The following is a 17,574-nucleotide window of genomic DNA, read 5'->3' on the forward strand; positions in this document are numbered from 1 at the left end:
TTCTGTTGTATCTCAATAGTTGACTGTTAACAAGCTCTCTGCCTACAAAGATAACCTTAGTAACCTGGATTCTGTGCCAGGCTGCTGTTACCAGCAATGGCCTGATTAGGTACTGGAAAACGATTCAAATGCGTGGAAGTACTTGGATTATGATCCCACCACTTTTCTGTCGTGAAAGCTTTCCACCGGATCAGATCCGTACGTCGTCGACCTTCCCCTAAAAACTCAATACTCCATTCATCCAAAATACGGTACTTGTCCATATTGGCGCTAGTCACGGGATTAGGATCGGCAGCATTGGTAAAGTTTCGCTTTCGGACGGTATTGAATAGTTCTGCCGCCTTTTCCTTATTTCCTAATCTGTAATCACATTCGGCAAGCATATAGTAAACCTCTGCCAACCGGATAATCGGCATATCGGCTCCCCAGCGTAACGTATTGTTGGCGGGATTTGGGATCGGAACCTTCACAAGACGTACACTTGTGTTTTCCTCGCCTTCGGACATTTTGGAGGGCAGCTGGTCGATGGAACTGTATTTTTTTCCTGGCCCAACTTCTGAAAAGCGACCGACCTGGTCGACAAAGTTCAGGGGCTTGTCCTTATATTCCTCACCGCCAAGAATAGCTTCGTCGCTCGGTGTTTTATGGGGACCAACAATAAACATGCCCTCATATTGGTCCGAGCCACGGTAAACGTAGGGTGCTTTGCGCAAATCGCCTTGGTCGAAGGTTTCAAAGGGTGAACCTAATTTGAAGTCAGCGGTATAAAGTGAGCCGTTGGGTTTCTTCGACGGCGTCAGGTGGGCTCCATTGTTGCCGCCCATGTCCTGTGCAAAGAACTGTTTCGTGTTGTAATGATAGAAGTCGGCATAAAACCAGTTGTACTCCAGCATCTTGAATTCTGATGGCATAGACCAAATAATCTCGGGCGATTCATTGTTTTTAAACCCATGTACTCCGTTCCATTTTGTGTCTAGGGCATAATCACCATAAACCTTATTGACAATGTCCTGTGCCAATTTTTGGCTTTCAGCATACATCGCTTTACCGATATAGGCCTCTGCATTGAAGTAGAGCTGTGCTAGCATGGCTGCTGCTGCAGCTTTTCGGATCGCGCCTTCTTCCTTGTCCCCGGCCTTCTTTGCCGGAAGATTTTCAATAGCAGCTTTAAGTAGCTTTTCGATATGGGCAAAAAGTTCCTGATCGCTATTGCGTGGTAGAGACTCTTGATCTAAGGATTCGAAAATAGGCATACCGCCAAAATAATCTAATCCACGTAGATAAAAGTAGGCGATCAAGGCATCTAATTGTGCGAGATCTGCTGCTTTCCGCTCGTCGCTCAGGGCAAATTTGCCGTAGTCCAATTTGCTGAGGTCACTTTTTGTATCCAGTGCGAGGGCAACCCCCATCAGCGTTCCGCGCCAGCTTCCCCAAATCCAATTGTCATCCGCCGTCCAACGGTGATAATGATAGCGCTCATTCTCGCCACCATTATACCAGTGGCGTCCCTTGGTGGTAATGGCAAAGTTGTCTGCCGTATATTCCTGTAGGCGCCAGCGGTCTTCGCCCATATACCATTTGGCATGGGTAAATGGTCTAAACAAGGCCGCCTTGATGTCTTTCTCGCTTTTGAAAAAGGTGTCCGGTGTGACCGAACTATAAAATTCCTGATCCAATTTGGTACATCCTGATAGCAATAATGCTACGGATAATGTTGCTATGGAAATGTATTTCTTCATGTTTAATCGCTTTAAAAGTTTACTTGTAACCCCATCATAAAAGTCCTGGTCTTTGGATAGACATTGCGCTCCTCAAATCCCGGTTCGAGGCCATTGATATTGACTTCGGGATCCAGGCCACTGTAGTTTGTAAACACAAAAAGGTCGCGTGCAGTGGCATAGATACGCATTGATTTTAGTGGTTTGATCCAATTCTGGTTAAAACGATAACCGATGTTCAGCGCGTCAACCTTCAGAAAAGTGCCTTTTTCCAACCAGTAATCACTCAGCTCTTTTTCTCCCTTGATATTTTTGTGCTTGTCATAAGCTTCTTCCAATACATTCTGTCCTTTCACATTGGGTAGGCTGTAGTACATATTGATCATATTGAATACATCGTGTCCGATCCAGCTACGCATATAGATACTTGCATCCCAGTTTTTATAGGTAAATTGGTTGTTCCAGGAGAGTTGTAAGGTCGGGATCGCATTGCCGACAAAAGACTTGTCGCCCACGGTCTTGTTGCGGTCGCGCACATCAAAGGCATTTCCATCCTTGTCATAAAGCTTCCAATAGCCGTCATCTGTAAATCCGGCAAATTTCCAGAGGAAAAACTGGCCAATATCCTGCCCTGGGTACAACCTGACCGCCGAACCCGGCGAACCTGGTGCCGGGAAGTCTTTCCGGTCGGTAAAGGTCTGACTGCCCCATAAGGTATTGAGCCTACTTTTGTTATGCGAGGCGACAATGCTGGTGGTATAGCTGAAATGATCATTGTCTACGGCTTTAAAGTTCAGTTCAAATTCATATCCCGTATTTTGCATGCTACCCACATTCATGGTGGTTTTATCGTGGATCGCCGGTGGTTGGGAAACGCTGATGTCGTAAATCAGATCGTCGATCTTGCGTTTGTAAATATCAAAGCGACCGTTTAAACGGTTGTTCAGTACGGTGAAATCTAAACCAAGGTTGTATTCTTTTTTGACCTCCCATTTGATATTTGGATTTTGGTTGTGCATAACGCCATAAGTCCTAAACCATTTCCCATCTTGCAAAAACCAGGTGTCGGCACTGTACATCCGCGTGGCAACTTTTGCATCAAAGCCTTCATTGCCGGTTTCTCCATAGCCTGCGCGTAATTTTAAGTCATTGATAAATTTGACATCCCGTAGGAAGGGTTCCTGGGAAACACGCCAGCCTGCGGACAGTCCCGGAAAGAATCCCCATCTGTTTTTAGGCGCAAATTTGCTGGAGCCTTCATAACGTGCCGTTGCGGTCAGGATATAGCGGTCCAGATACGAGTAGTTGACACGTCCGAAAAAAGCAGCAAGCTTGACCCAGGGGTTTTTCCAGGAGCCAATGCCTGCACGTCCGTCAGGTAAATAAGTTCCTGTACCCATATCGTTTTCGCCAATACCATCAACAGGGAAATTAGAGTTTTCGGCCGAAAATCCTTGTCCATTAAAATCCTGGTAACTATAACCTGCCACAGCATTCAGGGAATGAGAGTCCCAACGGTTTGTATAGTTGGTGGTCCATTCAAAGACGCGGTCATTGAACCGGCTATAATATTGCTTGGCAAATCCATGCACATTATTCTCCCGCGAAATGCGATGCTGTGCCGATCGGTAATAGTTTCCATGTTCGCTGTTGTTCTTTATCCCGATGGTTGCGCTTGTGGTCAGATGTTCCGTAAGGTTTAACTTTAAGGTTGCATTGGCCAACAAGTATTTGAATTGCTTTTCATCGCTGCGCAGGCGGGCTTCAGCCACAGGATTCCAGGTATCATAACCACCTTCCAGTACATTATATCCGCTGACATCATTGGCATCGTAAGGCGTTTCCGTAGGATTCATCACCAGGGCCATATTAAAAATATCATTGTTGTTGAAGATGTCGCCATTGGAGCCATACGCTTTCACTTGGTTGTAGCTTACATTGGTATTCAACTCCGCAAAGCCGTCGAAAAATTTGAAGGCACTGTTGATCCGTCCGCCGATTTCATCCCGCTTGGAGGTGATCGCCATTCCTTTGGCGTCGCGTTTGGTAAAGGTGGTATAGACATTGGCATTTTCTGAACCGCCGCTGATGTTTGCGACCTGTCGATGGCTGAATGGATTATTGTTGGTAACCTCATCATACCAATCGGTGCGATGTCCAAGGTCTTCACCGAGGCCATATTCCACAAATTTCTCTGCCGATAGGACCTTGGGCCGTTTTCGGATCGATTCGACAAAGTATTCGGAGGTAAAATTTACCTGTGCTTTTCCGACCTGTGGTCGTTTTGTCGTGATCAGGATCACACCGCCGGAGGCCCGTGTTCCGTAAATCGCAGCAGCAGAGGCGTCCCGTAGTACGTTAATGGATTCGATATCTAAGCTGCGCCCGTTTGTTTAGACAGAAATTTCTAATTTTTATATAGTATTTTCTGTTTTAGGGCTGAAAATGGAAATAACTTTTTGGCTCTTGAAAGCCTAAAAAAGTTATTCTATTTTTATGCCGCATCCGCTTGCAAATACATGCTTTGCGGAGTATTATAGTTTATTCCCTGATGGAAGCGTTCCTGATTGTAGAATTCAAAGTAAGACCGTAACCCAGCACGGAGAGACCTTGGACTATCGTAGGCCTGTAAATATACGTTTTCATATTTTACAGACCGCCATAATCTTTCAACAAAAATATTATCCAAGGCCCTGCCTTTTCCATCCATACTGATAGATATATCGTTATCTAACAGTTCTTTGGTGTGCAGGTCACTCGTGTATTGACTACCTTGATCGGTATTGAATATCTCCGGTTTACCATGCATATGCAAGGTGTCTTTCAATAGATCTGTACACCATTCCGCACTCATTGTATTGCTGATATCCCAATTTAAGACATATCTCGTCTTCAGGTCAATGATCGCCGATAGATACATAAACCCCTTTTTCATAGGTATATACGTAATATCGGTTGCCCAGACTTGATTTTTTCTATCGATTTCCAGCCCCTTCAATAAATAAGGATATTTTTTATGCGCCTTGTTTACAACGGTGGTGCTTGGTTCGCGGTAAATCGTACGCCAGTTGATTACTTTCATCAGTCTCCTAACACGTTTTGAATTGATCTGAAAACCCGCCTCCCGTAAAAGTACCGTAAGCTTTCGGTAACCATAAAATGGCGTCCTGACATATTGCTCCTGCATGAACAACTCTATAGCCTTATCCTGCTCTGATTTGTCTTTTTTCCTATAATAAAGCGTGCTACGGTTCAATCCAAGCGCATTGCACTGCTTGCTAAAGCTTAATACATCTTTTTTGCTGACCATAGTCAAACGCTCCGATAAAGGAATTAGTAAAGCTTTTTTTTTAGAAATTCGTTTTCTAGGCTTAATTCTCCAATACGAGCAAAGAGCTTTTCCGTCGGTATATTGCTATCTTTGGAATCTCCTGTATCCTTTGAAAAAACTTTGCTCATATTCCGGATGGCTTCTGCTTTCCATGCCGAAATCTGAGTCGGCAACAACTCATATTTCTTCGCTAAAACCTCTATCGTATCCTTCTCTCTGAGTGACTCCAATACAACTCTGCTCTTAAAATCTTTACTAAATGTTCTCCGTGTACGTGACATAATATTGCTAATTTAATCTATTTATTTCATACCTTAAATTTATGTCTAGTTTTAGGGGAGCAGCATAAACTTCTTTCGCTACGGAGTTGATGTCGCCACCGGGAACGCCGTCAATAACCACGAGGGGACCCTGTGATGCGTTTACTGAATTGACGCCGCGTAATTGCAGGGAGATACCCGCATTAGGGTCGGTTCCATTGGTGGATATGACACTCAGTCCCGGTACTTTCTGTAGGAATTTATATTCGTATCGACGCCGGCAAATTAACCATTGCGTATACGAAGGATGGCAAAGGATGGACTGCCAATTGCCAACGTAATTAAACACCGATATCTATCGGAAAAAAAAAGGTTTTCAAACTGTAAAGAATGAAAACCTTTGGAATGGTAAGATCTTAACCTGATAAATTCTTTAGATTAAATCATTGGGATCACCATCTAAATTTCTATCGTATCTCGCACGTATACGTCGGGCACGCTCGCGCTCCGCAGCAAATTCATCTGCCTTTGATCCCGGGCTATAAAATGTATCTTCATTAAAATGTGGATGTTGATAAAAATCCTGGTCATATACACCAGATCCTACCGTAAATCCGACATCACCTGTTCCCTCATAAATATGGCGAATGGATAATTCAGTATCCGGATCCAGGTAATTTTCACGGTATGCCGGTAGTCTGGTCAGACGGTCGGCAGTAACCGGTACTACCACGACTTCACCATCATCGACCGGATTATAGCGATAGTCTGTAGCAGGTTCCACGGGATCGATTTCATCTACCGGTAGTACGCCGCTGCGGTCGATGGGCTCCACGGTACCCGTTTCATCATTACTCGCCTGTATACGCTTCCCGTCATAAAGTGCAGCTACGCCAATGGGCACCAATATCTTTTTGTCGTCTTCAATAGGCAAATCTGCATCTTTCAGGTCAACAATAATATAGCGTACTTGTTGGCTTTGAGGGTCAAAGAGGAGGTCATCTACCTCACCTAGCGATTGTCCGGCTTGATTTTTTACTTTCCAGCCTCTAATATCTGGTTCACCATCAACGATTTCATAATCGCTTCCTCCTAATTCGATTAAATGGTTGTATTTTTTTTCTTCTAATGCCATGTCTTTAAATTTTTGAGTTCAAAACTTTAGGTTTCTATTTATTGCGAAAAACCACGATCTCTACATTTCGGTTTTGATTTTTTCCGCTTGCGCTTGCATTGTCAGCAACAGGAGCATTTTCTCCACGTGAATGTACGCTTACTTTGCTTTGGTCAATTCCACCTTGACTAACCAACCAGTCCTTCACGGCAGTAGCACGTTCCATGCCCAGCTGCTTGTTGTGGGATGCCGTGCCGGTAGAATCCGTATTCCCAAATACGCCTACATAGGCACCTTGAAAATCTTTATTCAAAGCCGATGAAATTTGTTTAAGTTTCGCTTCGGAATTGCTTTGTATGGCGCTTTGGTCAGTGGCAAATAATATATTTTCGCCAAGCGAGTAAATGGTATAGCCATCACTGGAGCGTACGCGAATATCTTTGTCCGTGATGTTCGGGTCCGAAGATTCAGCACTATTGAAATCTACTGAATTCCAGCTTGGTTCCGTTGTTGCAAGGGTATCCCCGCCCATATCGCCCTGATCCATTACCATGCCGGTGCTGTCCCTGGTATCAGCGACATCGGATGCACTGTTATTACGATTTACAAAAAACAAGATTATTGCCAAAGCAATAAGTGCGAGTAGAAGCCAAAGCCACCATGGTGCTCCGCTTTTAGGTTTTACTTCTAAATGTGCCATATAGCTATTATTTTTTCTAGGAGAACACCTAAATTCTATCTTCGGTTTTAAAAGTTTTTTTATGGCACATACAAAATAGGGGGCTACCGCTAAACTTAAGAGAGGATGTAAGACGGATGGAAGATAAAAATTTAGATTAAAAATTTGATTTTCAAATATAAGTGTTATCTTCGCATTATCTAAGCAAAACCGGTTTTGCTTATTATCATTAATAACCAATTTTAAAAACAAAAATGCCTCATACCGAAAATATAATTTTATGTGTCGATTTAGGTGGTACGCATTGCTCATCAGGCCTTGTGCACGGGAGCCCTGCAGTTGTCATGGACGGATCGTACTTTCGCGGGAATGTAAATAGTAACGCAGAAAGAGTACAGATTTTGTCGGCCATAAAACAAACCATCGATAAGACCCTAAGTTCAATTACGCATTTACCATCCGAAATTTTCATATCTTGCCCTGGTCCATTCGATTACGAAAACGGAATATCCTTAATGGACGGAATGAATAAGTATCAGTCGCTACTAGGCTTTAATCTAAAAACATTTTTTGCGAATATCACAGGAATTGATTTAAGTTCGATCTACTTTTATAACGACGCTGCAGCCTTTTTATTGGGCGAAGTTGTCAATAAAAAAATGGAAAATAGGCGCGTTATAGGCCTGACTTTAGGAACCGGATTGGGTTCTTCGCTTTACGAAAATGGAACAATCGTAGATCTCAATTTAGGATCTGCAGTTTTCAGCAACGGCATTGTAGAAGACTTCATTTCAACCCGAGGGGTCTTAGCTCATTTGACAGAAAAATTTGGGTATATTCCCGTTGATAACATAAAAGACATAGCTGAACGCCCAGATCTGGAAATTTTTAGAAAAGAGGCTTTTGATTTCCTAAGCAAGCAACTGATTACTTTCATTAAAGAATATATTTATCCGTTAACGCCAGACACAATTATAATCGGAGGCAGTATTGCCAAGGCCCACAATTATTTTTTTGATAAGCTCCTTTGTACCCTTGATACGGAGCTATCCCTTGCATCATTTGATGAACGCAACTTATTTCTCGGATTAACCCTCAAGACATTTAGTATATGAAACCCATTTGGAAATTTACATTGATCGCATCGTTGGGAGGTTTTTTGTTTGGTTTTGAAACAGCAGTGATATCGGGTGCTGAACAAATCATACAAAAACTCTGGGACTTGGATGCTGTCCGTCATGGACTTACCGTATCGATCTCGCTGATCGGAACCATTATAGGAGCCGTTATCGCCGGACGTATGGCCGATCGTTATGGGCGTAAACCCGTGCTTTATTTCGTTGCAGCTTTATATTTACTCTCAGCATTGGGCTGTGCAGTAGCGTCCATCTGGGAGCTTTTCCTGTTGTTCAGATTATTGGGTGGACTTGCTGTGGGGATCAGCTCTGTTGTTGGACCCGTATATACCTCCGAAATTGCTCCCGCAAAAGATCGCGGTAAACTTACAGGCACTTTTCAGATTATGATCGTGCTGGGAATCTTTACGGCCTATCTGACAAATTTTCTCTTTATGAGCGTAAATTCAGGCGGATGGCGATACATGCTCGGTATCATGGCTGTGCCTGCTCTATTATTTGTACTTCTATTGAATCTCATTCCCGAAAGTCCAAGATGGCTATTGCAGCAGGGACACATTGAAAAAGCGCGTGCAAGTTATCTTCGGCTTGAAACTCCATTTGAAGTGCAGGTCAATCAGCCCCAAACATCTGGTAAGCATGTTAGCCTATTCCAAAAACGGTATGCCAAACCTATACTTTTTGCGGTGTTGTTAGCATTTTTCAATCAAATGACCGGAATTAATGCTATTCTATATTACGCACCACGGATCTTCGAAATGGCGGGCTTTAGTGCAGCATTAGCCTACCTTCAGCCTATTTTTATCGGTGGTACCAATTTGCTCTTCACCCTGGTTGGCATGAGCATCATAGATCGTTTTGGGCGAAAAAAACTGCTTTTGACAGGCGCTATTGGCATGTTCTTATTTCTGTTATTGGCAGCCTTTGGCCTAAAAGGAGTAAATGCACAATTTTTACTTTTCTATATCATGGGATTTATAGCATCTTTTGCCTTATCACAAGGTGCCGTGATTTGGGTGTTTTTGGCGGAAATTTTCCCGAACGAGGTTCGCGCCCAAGGCTCTTCCTTGGGGAGCACGACCCATTGGCTATTTGCTGCAATAATATCCTGGGTATTTCCAATTATTGTAGAAGGTAGCGTACTCGGAGGATATTATGTGTTTTTATTCTATGCCCTGATGGTTATCGCGTCCTTCGTGTTTATTCTATGTATGCCCGAAACGAAGGGCAAAGTATTGGAAGAAATAAACTAAAGTTCCCATATTAAATAATTATTAAATCCTCATCATAAAGCGATATTGATCTATAAACTTATTAATTTCGTTTTGCAAAACCGGTTTTCTAAGATAATTATGCGGTTTTGATACTAAAGAAACATTTTCGTAATACCATATATTAAAATAATTGACATATGAAACAAATGATAACGCTATTTAAGCCTCTTTCCATAATTGCGATTGCGGTGACTTTTTGGGGCTGTAGCGCGCAAAGACAGCCGCGCCATCTCGCCCCAGACTGGGTAATGGGCGGTTTCGTTCGTCCAGCAGGGGTAAACCCTGTAATCGAACCTGATAGTACCACCACATTTATGAATCCCATGAATGGGCAACTTGTGCATTGGGAGAATAATGACACCTTCAACCCGGCAGCGGTGGTAAAAGGAGATAGTATCTACGTGCTTTATCGTGCCGAAGATAAGACGGGGATAAAAATTGGTCATCGTACTTCACGTCTAGGGCTTGCTGCGAGTGCTGATGGAACACATTTCAACCGACAAAAAACGCCTGTTTTTTATCCCGGGGCTGATAGCCAGCGTGAGTTTGAATGGCCCGGTGGAACGGAGGATCCGCGTATAGCCGAATCCGAAGATGGCACCTATGTGATGTTCTATACGCAATGGAACCGAAAAGTACCTCGCCTGGGGGTAGCTACCTCAAAGGATCTTAAAAATTGGACAAAATATGGGCCTATTTTTAAAAAATCGAACATCCTGCCTGAGCTCGTCAATAAATCGCATAAATCAGCATCGATTGTCACTAAACTGGAAAATGGTAAGCAGCTAATTACTAAAGTAAATGGGAAGTATTGGATGTACTGGGGCGAGCATGGTGTATATGGCGCAACGTCGGATAATCTGATTGACTGGGAACCGGTTGTAGATGAGAAAGGTCAACTCAAAGCGTTCATCTCACCTCGAGAGGGATATTTTGATAGCTCTTTAACAGAATGTGGCCCACCGGCTATCCTCACAGATAAAGGAATTCTACTATTATATAATGGTAAAAACCACCCTGAAAAAGGAGATAAGCGATTTAATAAAGGTACTTATTCAGCAGGGCAAGTTCTTTTCGACAGTAAAGATCCGGGTAAAGTATTAGCAAGGATGGACGTGCCTTTCCTAAGACCAATGGAAGCTTTTGAAAAAAGTGGTCAATATGTTGACGGCACAGTGTTTATTGAAGGCCTGGTTTATTTTAAACAGAAATGGTTTCTATACTATGGCTGTGCTGATTCAAAGGTTGGTGTTGCCATTTTTGATCCGCAACATCCTGCTGCACTGGATCCCATCCCTAATGAAAAATAAGGTATAGATGTATAAAGCCAAAGTGATTCGTGTAAGCGTTTTTAATAAAGAATTACTAACCAAAAATAAATTTTATAAAAAATGATACAGCGTGATTTAAATGCAGCCTATAAGAGCGCCTTAAAGGCAAGTTTGATAGGGATCGCACTAATGACATCCGCGGCTTATGGTCATGAGCGTTGGGACAGTGATCTTGTCCTCATGGCTATGGCCAAAGCACCCGTCCGGATAACCGGACAAGTAACGGATGCTGCCAATAATCCGATCGCCGGGGTCACTGTGCAAATAAAGCGCACACCCTCCATCGGAACCAGTACGGACGGAACCGGAAAATTTTCAATTACAACAGATCCGAACGAAACACTCCTGCTATCCGCCGCCGGCTATAAGAGCCAAGAAATCCTGCTTGGGGGACGAACAAACTTATCCATTATTCTGCAAGATAGTGTAGCGATGATGGACGAGGTTGTTGTGGTGGGATACGGCGTGCAGAAACGAGCTTCGGTAACAGGTTCAGTTGCATCCATACAGGCTGAAGAGCTGATTAAGGTAAAAACGCCAAACGTAACAAATATGCTTGCTGGTCGATTGCCGGGGATTCGTGCGGTACAGCGTAGCGGTGCCCCCGGAGATGACGGAGCGTCGGTGGATATCCGCGGGTACGGTAGCATGCTCGTTATCGTGGATGGCGTACAGCGAGATTTTGCACAGGTCGATCCGAATGATATCGAATCTATATCAATATTAAAGGATGCTGCTGCCGCGGTGTACGGATTTAAAGGTTCCAACGGGGTGCTATTGGTGACCACAAAAAAAGGAAGCAATTCAAAAACTAAAGTGGAGTACAATGGATATTATGGAATCCAGCAGGTGACGCGATATCCACGTATGATGAATGCCTATGAATATGCGTCGCTGTATAATGAAGCGATCTATAACTCTAATCCATACACTGGGGTACCAGCATACAGTCAAGAACAACTCGATAGTTACAAAAATGGAGCGCAGGGTACTGACTGGTGGGATTCCCTCGTGCGTAACAATGCTCCACAGAGCTCACACAATGTCAGCATCTATGGGGGAAATGATAAAGTTAAATATTATAATTCGGTGGGATATGTTGACCAGGGTGGTATTTTGAGGTCAGATGACTGGAACTTCAAAAGGTATAATCTACGCTCCAATATTGATCTGAATGTTACGCCAAATTTTACCGTCGGATTTAAATTGACTGGTCGTTTACAAGATCGTGAAAAACCGTATGGAGGTGACGATCTGTTTACACAGGCACAGATGGCCATCCCTATTTATTCCATTTATGCCAATAATAATCCCAGTTATTGGCAGGCCATTGGAAACATGGCCAACCCTATACATAGCTCTTATATCGAGCATAGTGGATACGAATCGCGCCTGAGAAGAGAGTTTAACGGTTCATTGGATCTAAATTGGAAGCTACCGTGGATAGCTGGACTGTCGTTACGTGCTATGGTCGCTTATGACTATAAGAACAGTGAATGGAAAACATGGCAAAAGGCATTGAGCGATTACCAGTACAATCAGACGAATGAAAAATATACCGAGGTCGCTCTAAGAAAAAAAGCAAGCCTGGAGTCCAAGATGGAAAATCTGTATATGCCAACGCAGCAGTATTCGATCAATTACAACCGTGTATTTGGACAAAAGCATGATGTCAGTGGCTTATTGTTATGGGAGGCCTACCACGACCGTTTGACCGATATATTGGGTTTTAGGGAATCTTCAATCGGGATCATTGACGACATCAGTAAAGGAGACACCGAAAACCAAAATACGAGTGGCAAAAGTGTGGAAACGGCGCATGCAGGTCTGGTAGGAAGGTTTAATTATGCCTATGACCGAAGATATCTACTTGAATTGAATTTCCGTTATGATGGATCTTATAAATTTCAGCGGGACCGCAGGTGGGGATTCTTCCCGGGAGTTTCAGCGGGTTGGCGGATTTCGGAAGAGAAATTTTTCAAGGAAAATTTTGCTCATTTTGATAACGTAAAAATCCGGGGCTCCTATGCCAAAGTCGGTGATGAGGGTGATTTTTCGGCATTCCAATACCTCGACGGATATGTCTATGGAGGGAGTTATGTGCTGGGAACTGGAGGCTTGTCTTCTGGGCTGAGAAGCAGTGGGATGGCCAATCCTTGGTTGACATGGTACGAGTCTAATATCATGAATCTCGGGTTTGAGGCTTCCTTTAAAAACGGATTGATCAATACGGAATTCGACTGGTTTAGACGCGAACGCTCTGGCCTTCCTGCGACAAGACAAGGCACTTTCCCGACAACATTCGGCGAATCTATGCCACAGGAAAATTTAAATTCAGATATCAATACCGGTTTTGAATGGACTGTAGGCCATAAAAATAAAATTGGTGATTTTGCCTATAATATATCCGGCAATTTTTCTGTAACACGCATCCGCTATGGCTACGTCGAACGTGCAGCTTCAACCAATATGTATGATAACTGGCGGAACAACAGTAATGATAGAAATAAGGATATCCGGTGGGGGAAGACGGTCTTGGGGCAATTTTCCTCGTATGAAGATATTTTAAATTCACCGGTGCAGGATAATAATGGAAATCGATCCCTGCTTCCCGGAGATTTGAAATTCAAAGATGTGAATGGCGACGGCATTATAGATGGGAACGATGTGGAACCAATCGGTCATGGTGCAACACCAAGAATGTATTATGGATTAAATCTCGGCGCGAATTATAAAGGATTTGATATGACCTTATTTTTTCAGGGAGCTGCAGGCCATGATATTTATATAAGTGGCGATATACTTGATCCATTTATCCAACAGGGCCTAGGTAACGGATTTGCATTTATGACCGACCGATGGCACCGGGCAGATCCTGCTGATCCCAATAGTGAATGGATTGCCGGCACAATGCCCGCAGCCCGGGTAACAGGTCAGGTGGACAACCGATCTGATAACTCATGGTCCTTACATAAAGCAGATTATCTACGGTTAAAAACATTGGAAGTAGGGTATTCTCTACCAAAAAAATGGGCCGAGTCCCTAAAGATTGAACGGTGTAGAATCTACTTTAATGCCAATAACCTATTGACGTTCACGGGGAGTGATGCGTTATTGAAAAATATAGACCCTGAAAGCAATCAAAGTCGATTGCGCTATTATCCACAATTGAAAACATTCAATTTTGGTGTTAATATAGTTTTATAAAATCCTATACTATGAAAATGAAATATTTCAGTCCTCTTCTTCTGAGTTGTGCATTTACACTGAGTTTATATAGTTGTAACGATTACCTAGACCGGGAGCTTACCAGTGGAATTATCACCTCTGATCTTATCTGGGAAAGTCCGCAAGCGATACAGTCCGTGTTAGTCACGATGTATGATGAGGGATTACGATTAGATGAGTTTGACGATTGGTTTACAGGAAAATCAAATCTGCTCAATTTGACCTCCTTGTCTGATGAAGCGACAGGAGCGTATCAGAAAGACTATGCATTTAGTAATGCAAATTCGGTATATACGTATAGTGATTACGTCTTTGAAGACCCTTTTGCGACGCGATACGTCCAAATAAGACGTACAAACGACTTCTTGAAGAAACTGAGCGAGACTACAGTCTTGAGCGACGAGGAGAAGCGCCTAGTCGATGCTGAGGCGAGGTGGATACGCGCGATGCAATATTTTGGTTTGGTGAAGCGCTATGGTGGTGTCCCCTTGCTAACGACACCACAAGAATACGTTCCTGGCGATTTTTCGGCATTACAGGTTCCAAGAAATAAGGAATCGGAAGTTTACGATTTTATTATCAGTGAATGTAAGGCGATTAGCGACATACTTCCGGTATCGCGATCTGCAGAAAGTAAATATAGAGCCTCCAAAGGTGCAGCCCTTGCCTTATGGTCCCGTGCTTCGCTGTATGCTGGCTCGATCGCTAAGTATGGTTCAAATGCAAATTTAAGTGGAGAGGCTGTAACGCGCGGTTATGTTGGTATAGCAGCCAATGAGGCAACGAGGTATTTTACCGAATCGTATAATGCTTCAAAAGCATTGCTGGAGGCAGGCACTTATACCCTTTATAACAAAAATGCCGACAAAGCAGCGAATTTCTATGAGCTGTTTTCAAAAAGTGTAAATGGCGATAATGGGGAATACATCTTTCAGAAAACCTTTAATGTTTCAGCCGGGAAAGGTCACATGTGGGATAAGATGAATGCTCCTTTTTCCTATCGTGGTGATGGCTGGGGCTGCGGAGTGACTCCAACGCTCGAAATGGTCGAATCATTTGAATATAGCGATGGTAGCCCGGGTAAATTGTCTTTAAAAAATACAGATGGGACCCCGCGTAGTTTTGATAGTCCCTACGATCTTTTCGTTGGGAAAGACCCGCGGTTGTTTGCTTCCATCTATGTTCCCGGCGCTCCATTAAAGGGCAGCAAGGTCGAATGGATACGAGGAGTGATAAATGGGCAGAATGGCTCGGGGCAAAAATACCAGGCACAGAATCAGCCCGACAAGGATAATGTGGCTACGATAGACGGTGTGAGGTACAATACATCGGGTAAAGATGGCGGTGCAGACGTCGGAGATGCTTCAAAAACGGGGTTTTATATGCGTAAGTTTTTTGATGAAACGCTTACAGACATGACAAATATTGACGCCAAGCGTTCGGAGACACCTTGGGTAGTATTTCGCCTTGGTGAAATATACCTTAATTTTGCCGAGGCCTGTGTCGAGCTCGGAGGCAAAGACACCGAAGCTTTGCAGGCGGTAAATGCCATTCGCACACGTGCCGGAATTCAGTCACTTGCAACGATATCCATTGCCAAAGTTCGGCAGGAACGCAAGGTAGAGCTTGCTTTTGAAAAGCTACGCTTTTGGGATCTCAAGCGATGGCGAGTAGCCCACATGGATGAATCGCAGGGCGGACTAACCAACTATAGAGGTACAGCGCTCTATCCTTGGTTCAATGTTAAAAGCAATAAGTATACTTTCGAAACCGGAGTACCTCCGAAGCAAAAAAGATTATTTCTGGAAAGAAACTACTATATCCGCATTAGTCCTACGGATTTGAGTACGAATCCGCAGCTGGTTCAAAATCCGGGTTACGGCAACTAATTAAGATGTATTACAATTATGATCAAAATGAAGAATATTTTTTATGTGTTTGGTTTTATTTTAATCGCTGTCATGAACAGTTGCGAAAATGAGATCGACAATCTACAGGCTCCTAATGGGGGGCTTCACGGCACCATATATGACATGAAAACAAACAAGCCTATTCCATTGCCGGTGGCGGGGTCGGGAGGTGTATTGGTTTCTTTATTTGAAATAGGAACCGGGGCGACTGCCTCTGTCGATTTCAGGGCAAATGCAGATGGATCTTATACCAACAATACGGTGTTTAATGGGAAGTATAGAGTGGTTGTCAACGGCCCTTTTATTGGCGTGTGCGAAGGGTATACGACCGTCCAAGGTCAAACGGAATTTGATTTGAAAGCAACCCCTTTTTCCCGTATTACGGCATCGGCCACCATTTCCGACAGAAACCAAGTCGAGGTAGCATTTAAGGTTAATAAATCGGACGAATCCTTTACGTTTACCAATGTATCTGTGATGTGGAACTATACGCCCCGAGTAGATGAAAATAATGCGAATTATGTCACAAAGATTGCTAAGGGCAAAATAGATGAAGGTACACATGTCTTTGAACTGGCCAATGATAAACAATTTGTCGAGAACTTTTACAAGATCAAGGCAAACGGCAACAAAATCTATGTCCGGGTAAGTGCGACGGTAAACGGGGTCGTCAATTATAGCGATACCATAGAATTGATAGCAAATGACTGATCAACTAACACGCAAAGCAAAAACTACAAAGGAGTCACTCATGAAAAGAATTATAACATTCAGTATAATCGGTTTTTTATTGGTATCATGCAGTAAAAATGAAACCAAGGTGGAAGAGCCATCCGTAACCGGCACATCTGTCAAAACCATGTCGTATAACATCTATTCTGCACAAAAAAAAGGCATAGAGGCAATCGCCGACGTGATTAAGAAAAATGATCCCGACCTTGTGGGGCTGCAGGAAGTGGAGAAGAACTCCATCAATCTGAATTTTGACACCGGAAAACGCCTTTCCGAGCTTACCGGTATGCCCTATTATTATTTTGTCAAAGCCCGCGACCTAGCTCAGGGGGAATATGGTAATCTCATTCTTTCAAAATTACCCCTTAAAGAACAGGCAACTTACCTGTTGGATGTGGTCACTTCAGAATCAAACGCTTATATAAGAGCGCTTGGCACGGTGAGGGTAACCAAGGATAATCAGGATTTTTATTTTGCAGTGACGCATTTAGATCATCTGTCAGATAACGCCAATAGGCTCCATCAAATTGACCTAATCCACCAATATACCAAAGATATTACGCTACCTATCATTCTGTCTGCAGACATTAATGCCAAGCCTACAGAAGAAGGCTATAAAGTGTTGACGAAATGGTTTACATCAGGATGCCTAAATGGCTACTGTGGCTTTACAGCCGGAACACCTAAACCTGATGGAACCATAGATTACCTGATGTATGCACCGGCAGACGGGGTTTTGACGGAGACATATGATGTAGACTATAGTTCCTATTCGCAATCCGATCATTTTCCTGTTGTTGCGAATTTTTTAATCAAAAACTAATACAAATTTTACGTAGCAAAACCATGATAACTATTTGT

The 17,574-nt window shown here is 43.3% G+C and carries 14 protein-coding genes; 7 read left to right on the forward strand and 7 right to left on the reverse strand.

All coding sequences use genetic code 11. From position 1 onward, the window contains the following. Positions 1 to 56: 56 nt before the first annotated feature. The 7 genes from B4Z47_RS15180 to B4Z47_RS15210 form a co-directional block, all read right to left on the reverse strand. Positions 57 to 1,739, reverse strand: coding sequence for a RagB/SusD family nutrient uptake outer membrane protein (locus B4Z47_RS15180; RefSeq protein WP_286727492.1), 1,683 nt, complete (start codon positions 1,737 to 1,739; stop codon positions 57 to 59). An 11-nt stretch (positions 1,740 to 1,750) separates the two neighbouring features. Further along, positions 1,751 to 4,090: a SusC/RagA family TonB-linked outer membrane protein gene (locus tag B4Z47_RS15185; protein ID WP_349676662.1), complete on the reverse strand. Its 2,340-nt coding sequence runs from the start codon at positions 4,088 to 4,090 to the stop codon at positions 1,751 to 1,753. Positions 4,091 to 4,212: 122 nt separating this feature from the next. Beyond that, positions 4,213 to 5,028, reverse strand: coding sequence for an IS3 family transposase (locus tag B4Z47_RS15190; RefSeq protein ID WP_286727493.1), 816 nt, complete (start codon positions 5,026 to 5,028; stop codon positions 4,213 to 4,215). 23 nt (positions 5,029 to 5,051) lie between these two features. Beyond that, positions 5,052 to 5,330: a transposase gene (locus tag B4Z47_RS15195; protein ID WP_145331133.1), complete on the reverse strand. Its 279-nt coding sequence runs from the start codon at positions 5,328 to 5,330 to the stop codon at positions 5,052 to 5,054. A gap of 7 nt (positions 5,331 to 5,337) precedes the next feature. After that, complete coding sequence (locus tag B4Z47_RS15200; RefSeq protein WP_286727496.1) at positions 5,338 to 5,658, reverse strand: TonB-dependent receptor plug domain-containing protein; 321 nt, start codon at positions 5,656 to 5,658, stop codon at positions 5,338 to 5,340. A gap of 84 nt (positions 5,659 to 5,742) precedes the next feature. Continuing rightward, complete coding sequence (locus B4Z47_RS15205) at positions 5,743 to 6,444, reverse strand: PRC-barrel domain-containing protein (protein ID WP_286727497.1); 702 nt, start codon at positions 6,442 to 6,444, stop codon at positions 5,743 to 5,745. 34 nt (positions 6,445 to 6,478) lie between these two features. Further along, the gene (locus B4Z47_RS15210; RefSeq protein WP_286710453.1) at positions 6,479 to 7,123 is read right to left on the reverse strand and encodes an OmpA family protein; all 645 of its coding nucleotides are present in this window, start codon (positions 7,121 to 7,123) and stop codon (positions 6,479 to 6,481) included. A gap of 233 nt (positions 7,124 to 7,356) precedes the next feature. Here B4Z47_RS15210 and B4Z47_RS15215 point away from each other — a divergent pair, with 233 nt between their 5' ends. The 7 genes from B4Z47_RS15215 to B4Z47_RS15245 all read left to right on the forward strand — a co-directional run bounded on the left by B4Z47_RS15215 (position 7,357) and on the right by B4Z47_RS15245 (position 17,536). Then, the gene (locus B4Z47_RS15215; RefSeq protein ID WP_286727498.1) at positions 7,357 to 8,217 is read left to right on the forward strand and encodes an ROK family protein; all 861 of its coding nucleotides are present in this window, start codon (positions 7,357 to 7,359) and stop codon (positions 8,215 to 8,217) included. Beyond that, entirely contained in the window at positions 8,214 to 9,491 is a 1,278-nt protein-coding gene (locus B4Z47_RS15220) for a sugar porter family MFS transporter (protein ID WP_201639871.1), read from the forward strand. The genes B4Z47_RS15215 and B4Z47_RS15220 overlap by 4 nt, the downstream gene beginning before the upstream one ends. A 158-nt stretch (positions 9,492 to 9,649) precedes the next feature. Next, entirely contained in the window at positions 9,650 to 10,822 is a 1,173-nt protein-coding gene (locus B4Z47_RS15225) for a glycoside hydrolase family 130 protein (RefSeq protein WP_254667705.1), read from the forward strand. Between the two features lie 81 nt (positions 10,823 to 10,903). After that, complete coding sequence (locus B4Z47_RS15230; RefSeq protein WP_286727499.1) at positions 10,904 to 14,050, forward strand: SusC/RagA family TonB-linked outer membrane protein; 3,147 nt, start codon at positions 10,904 to 10,906, stop codon at positions 14,048 to 14,050. 11 nt (positions 14,051 to 14,061) lie between these two features. Beyond that, positions 14,062 to 15,960 (forward strand): RagB/SusD family nutrient uptake outer membrane protein, encoded by a 1,899-nt coding sequence (locus tag B4Z47_RS15235; RefSeq protein WP_286727500.1) that lies wholly within the window; start codon positions 14,062 to 14,064, stop codon positions 15,958 to 15,960. A gap of 27 nt (positions 15,961 to 15,987) precedes the next feature. After that, positions 15,988 to 16,692, forward strand: coding sequence for a DUF3823 domain-containing protein (locus B4Z47_RS15240; protein ID WP_286727502.1), 705 nt, complete (start codon positions 15,988 to 15,990; stop codon positions 16,690 to 16,692). Between the two features lie 40 nt (positions 16,693 to 16,732). Beyond that, positions 16,733 to 17,536 carry an endonuclease/exonuclease/phosphatase family protein gene (locus B4Z47_RS15245; protein ID WP_070565931.1) on the forward strand — a complete coding sequence of 268 codons (804 nt, stop codon included), beginning with the start codon at positions 16,733 to 16,735 and terminating at the stop codon, positions 17,534 to 17,536. Positions 17,537 to 17,574: the final 38 nt, after the last annotated feature.

Source organism: Sphingobacterium sp. UBA2610 (assembly GCF_002339225.1).
In the GTDB taxonomy this organism is placed as follows: Bacteria; Bacteroidota; Bacteroidia; order Sphingobacteriales; family Sphingobacteriaceae; genus Sphingobacterium; species Sphingobacterium multivorum.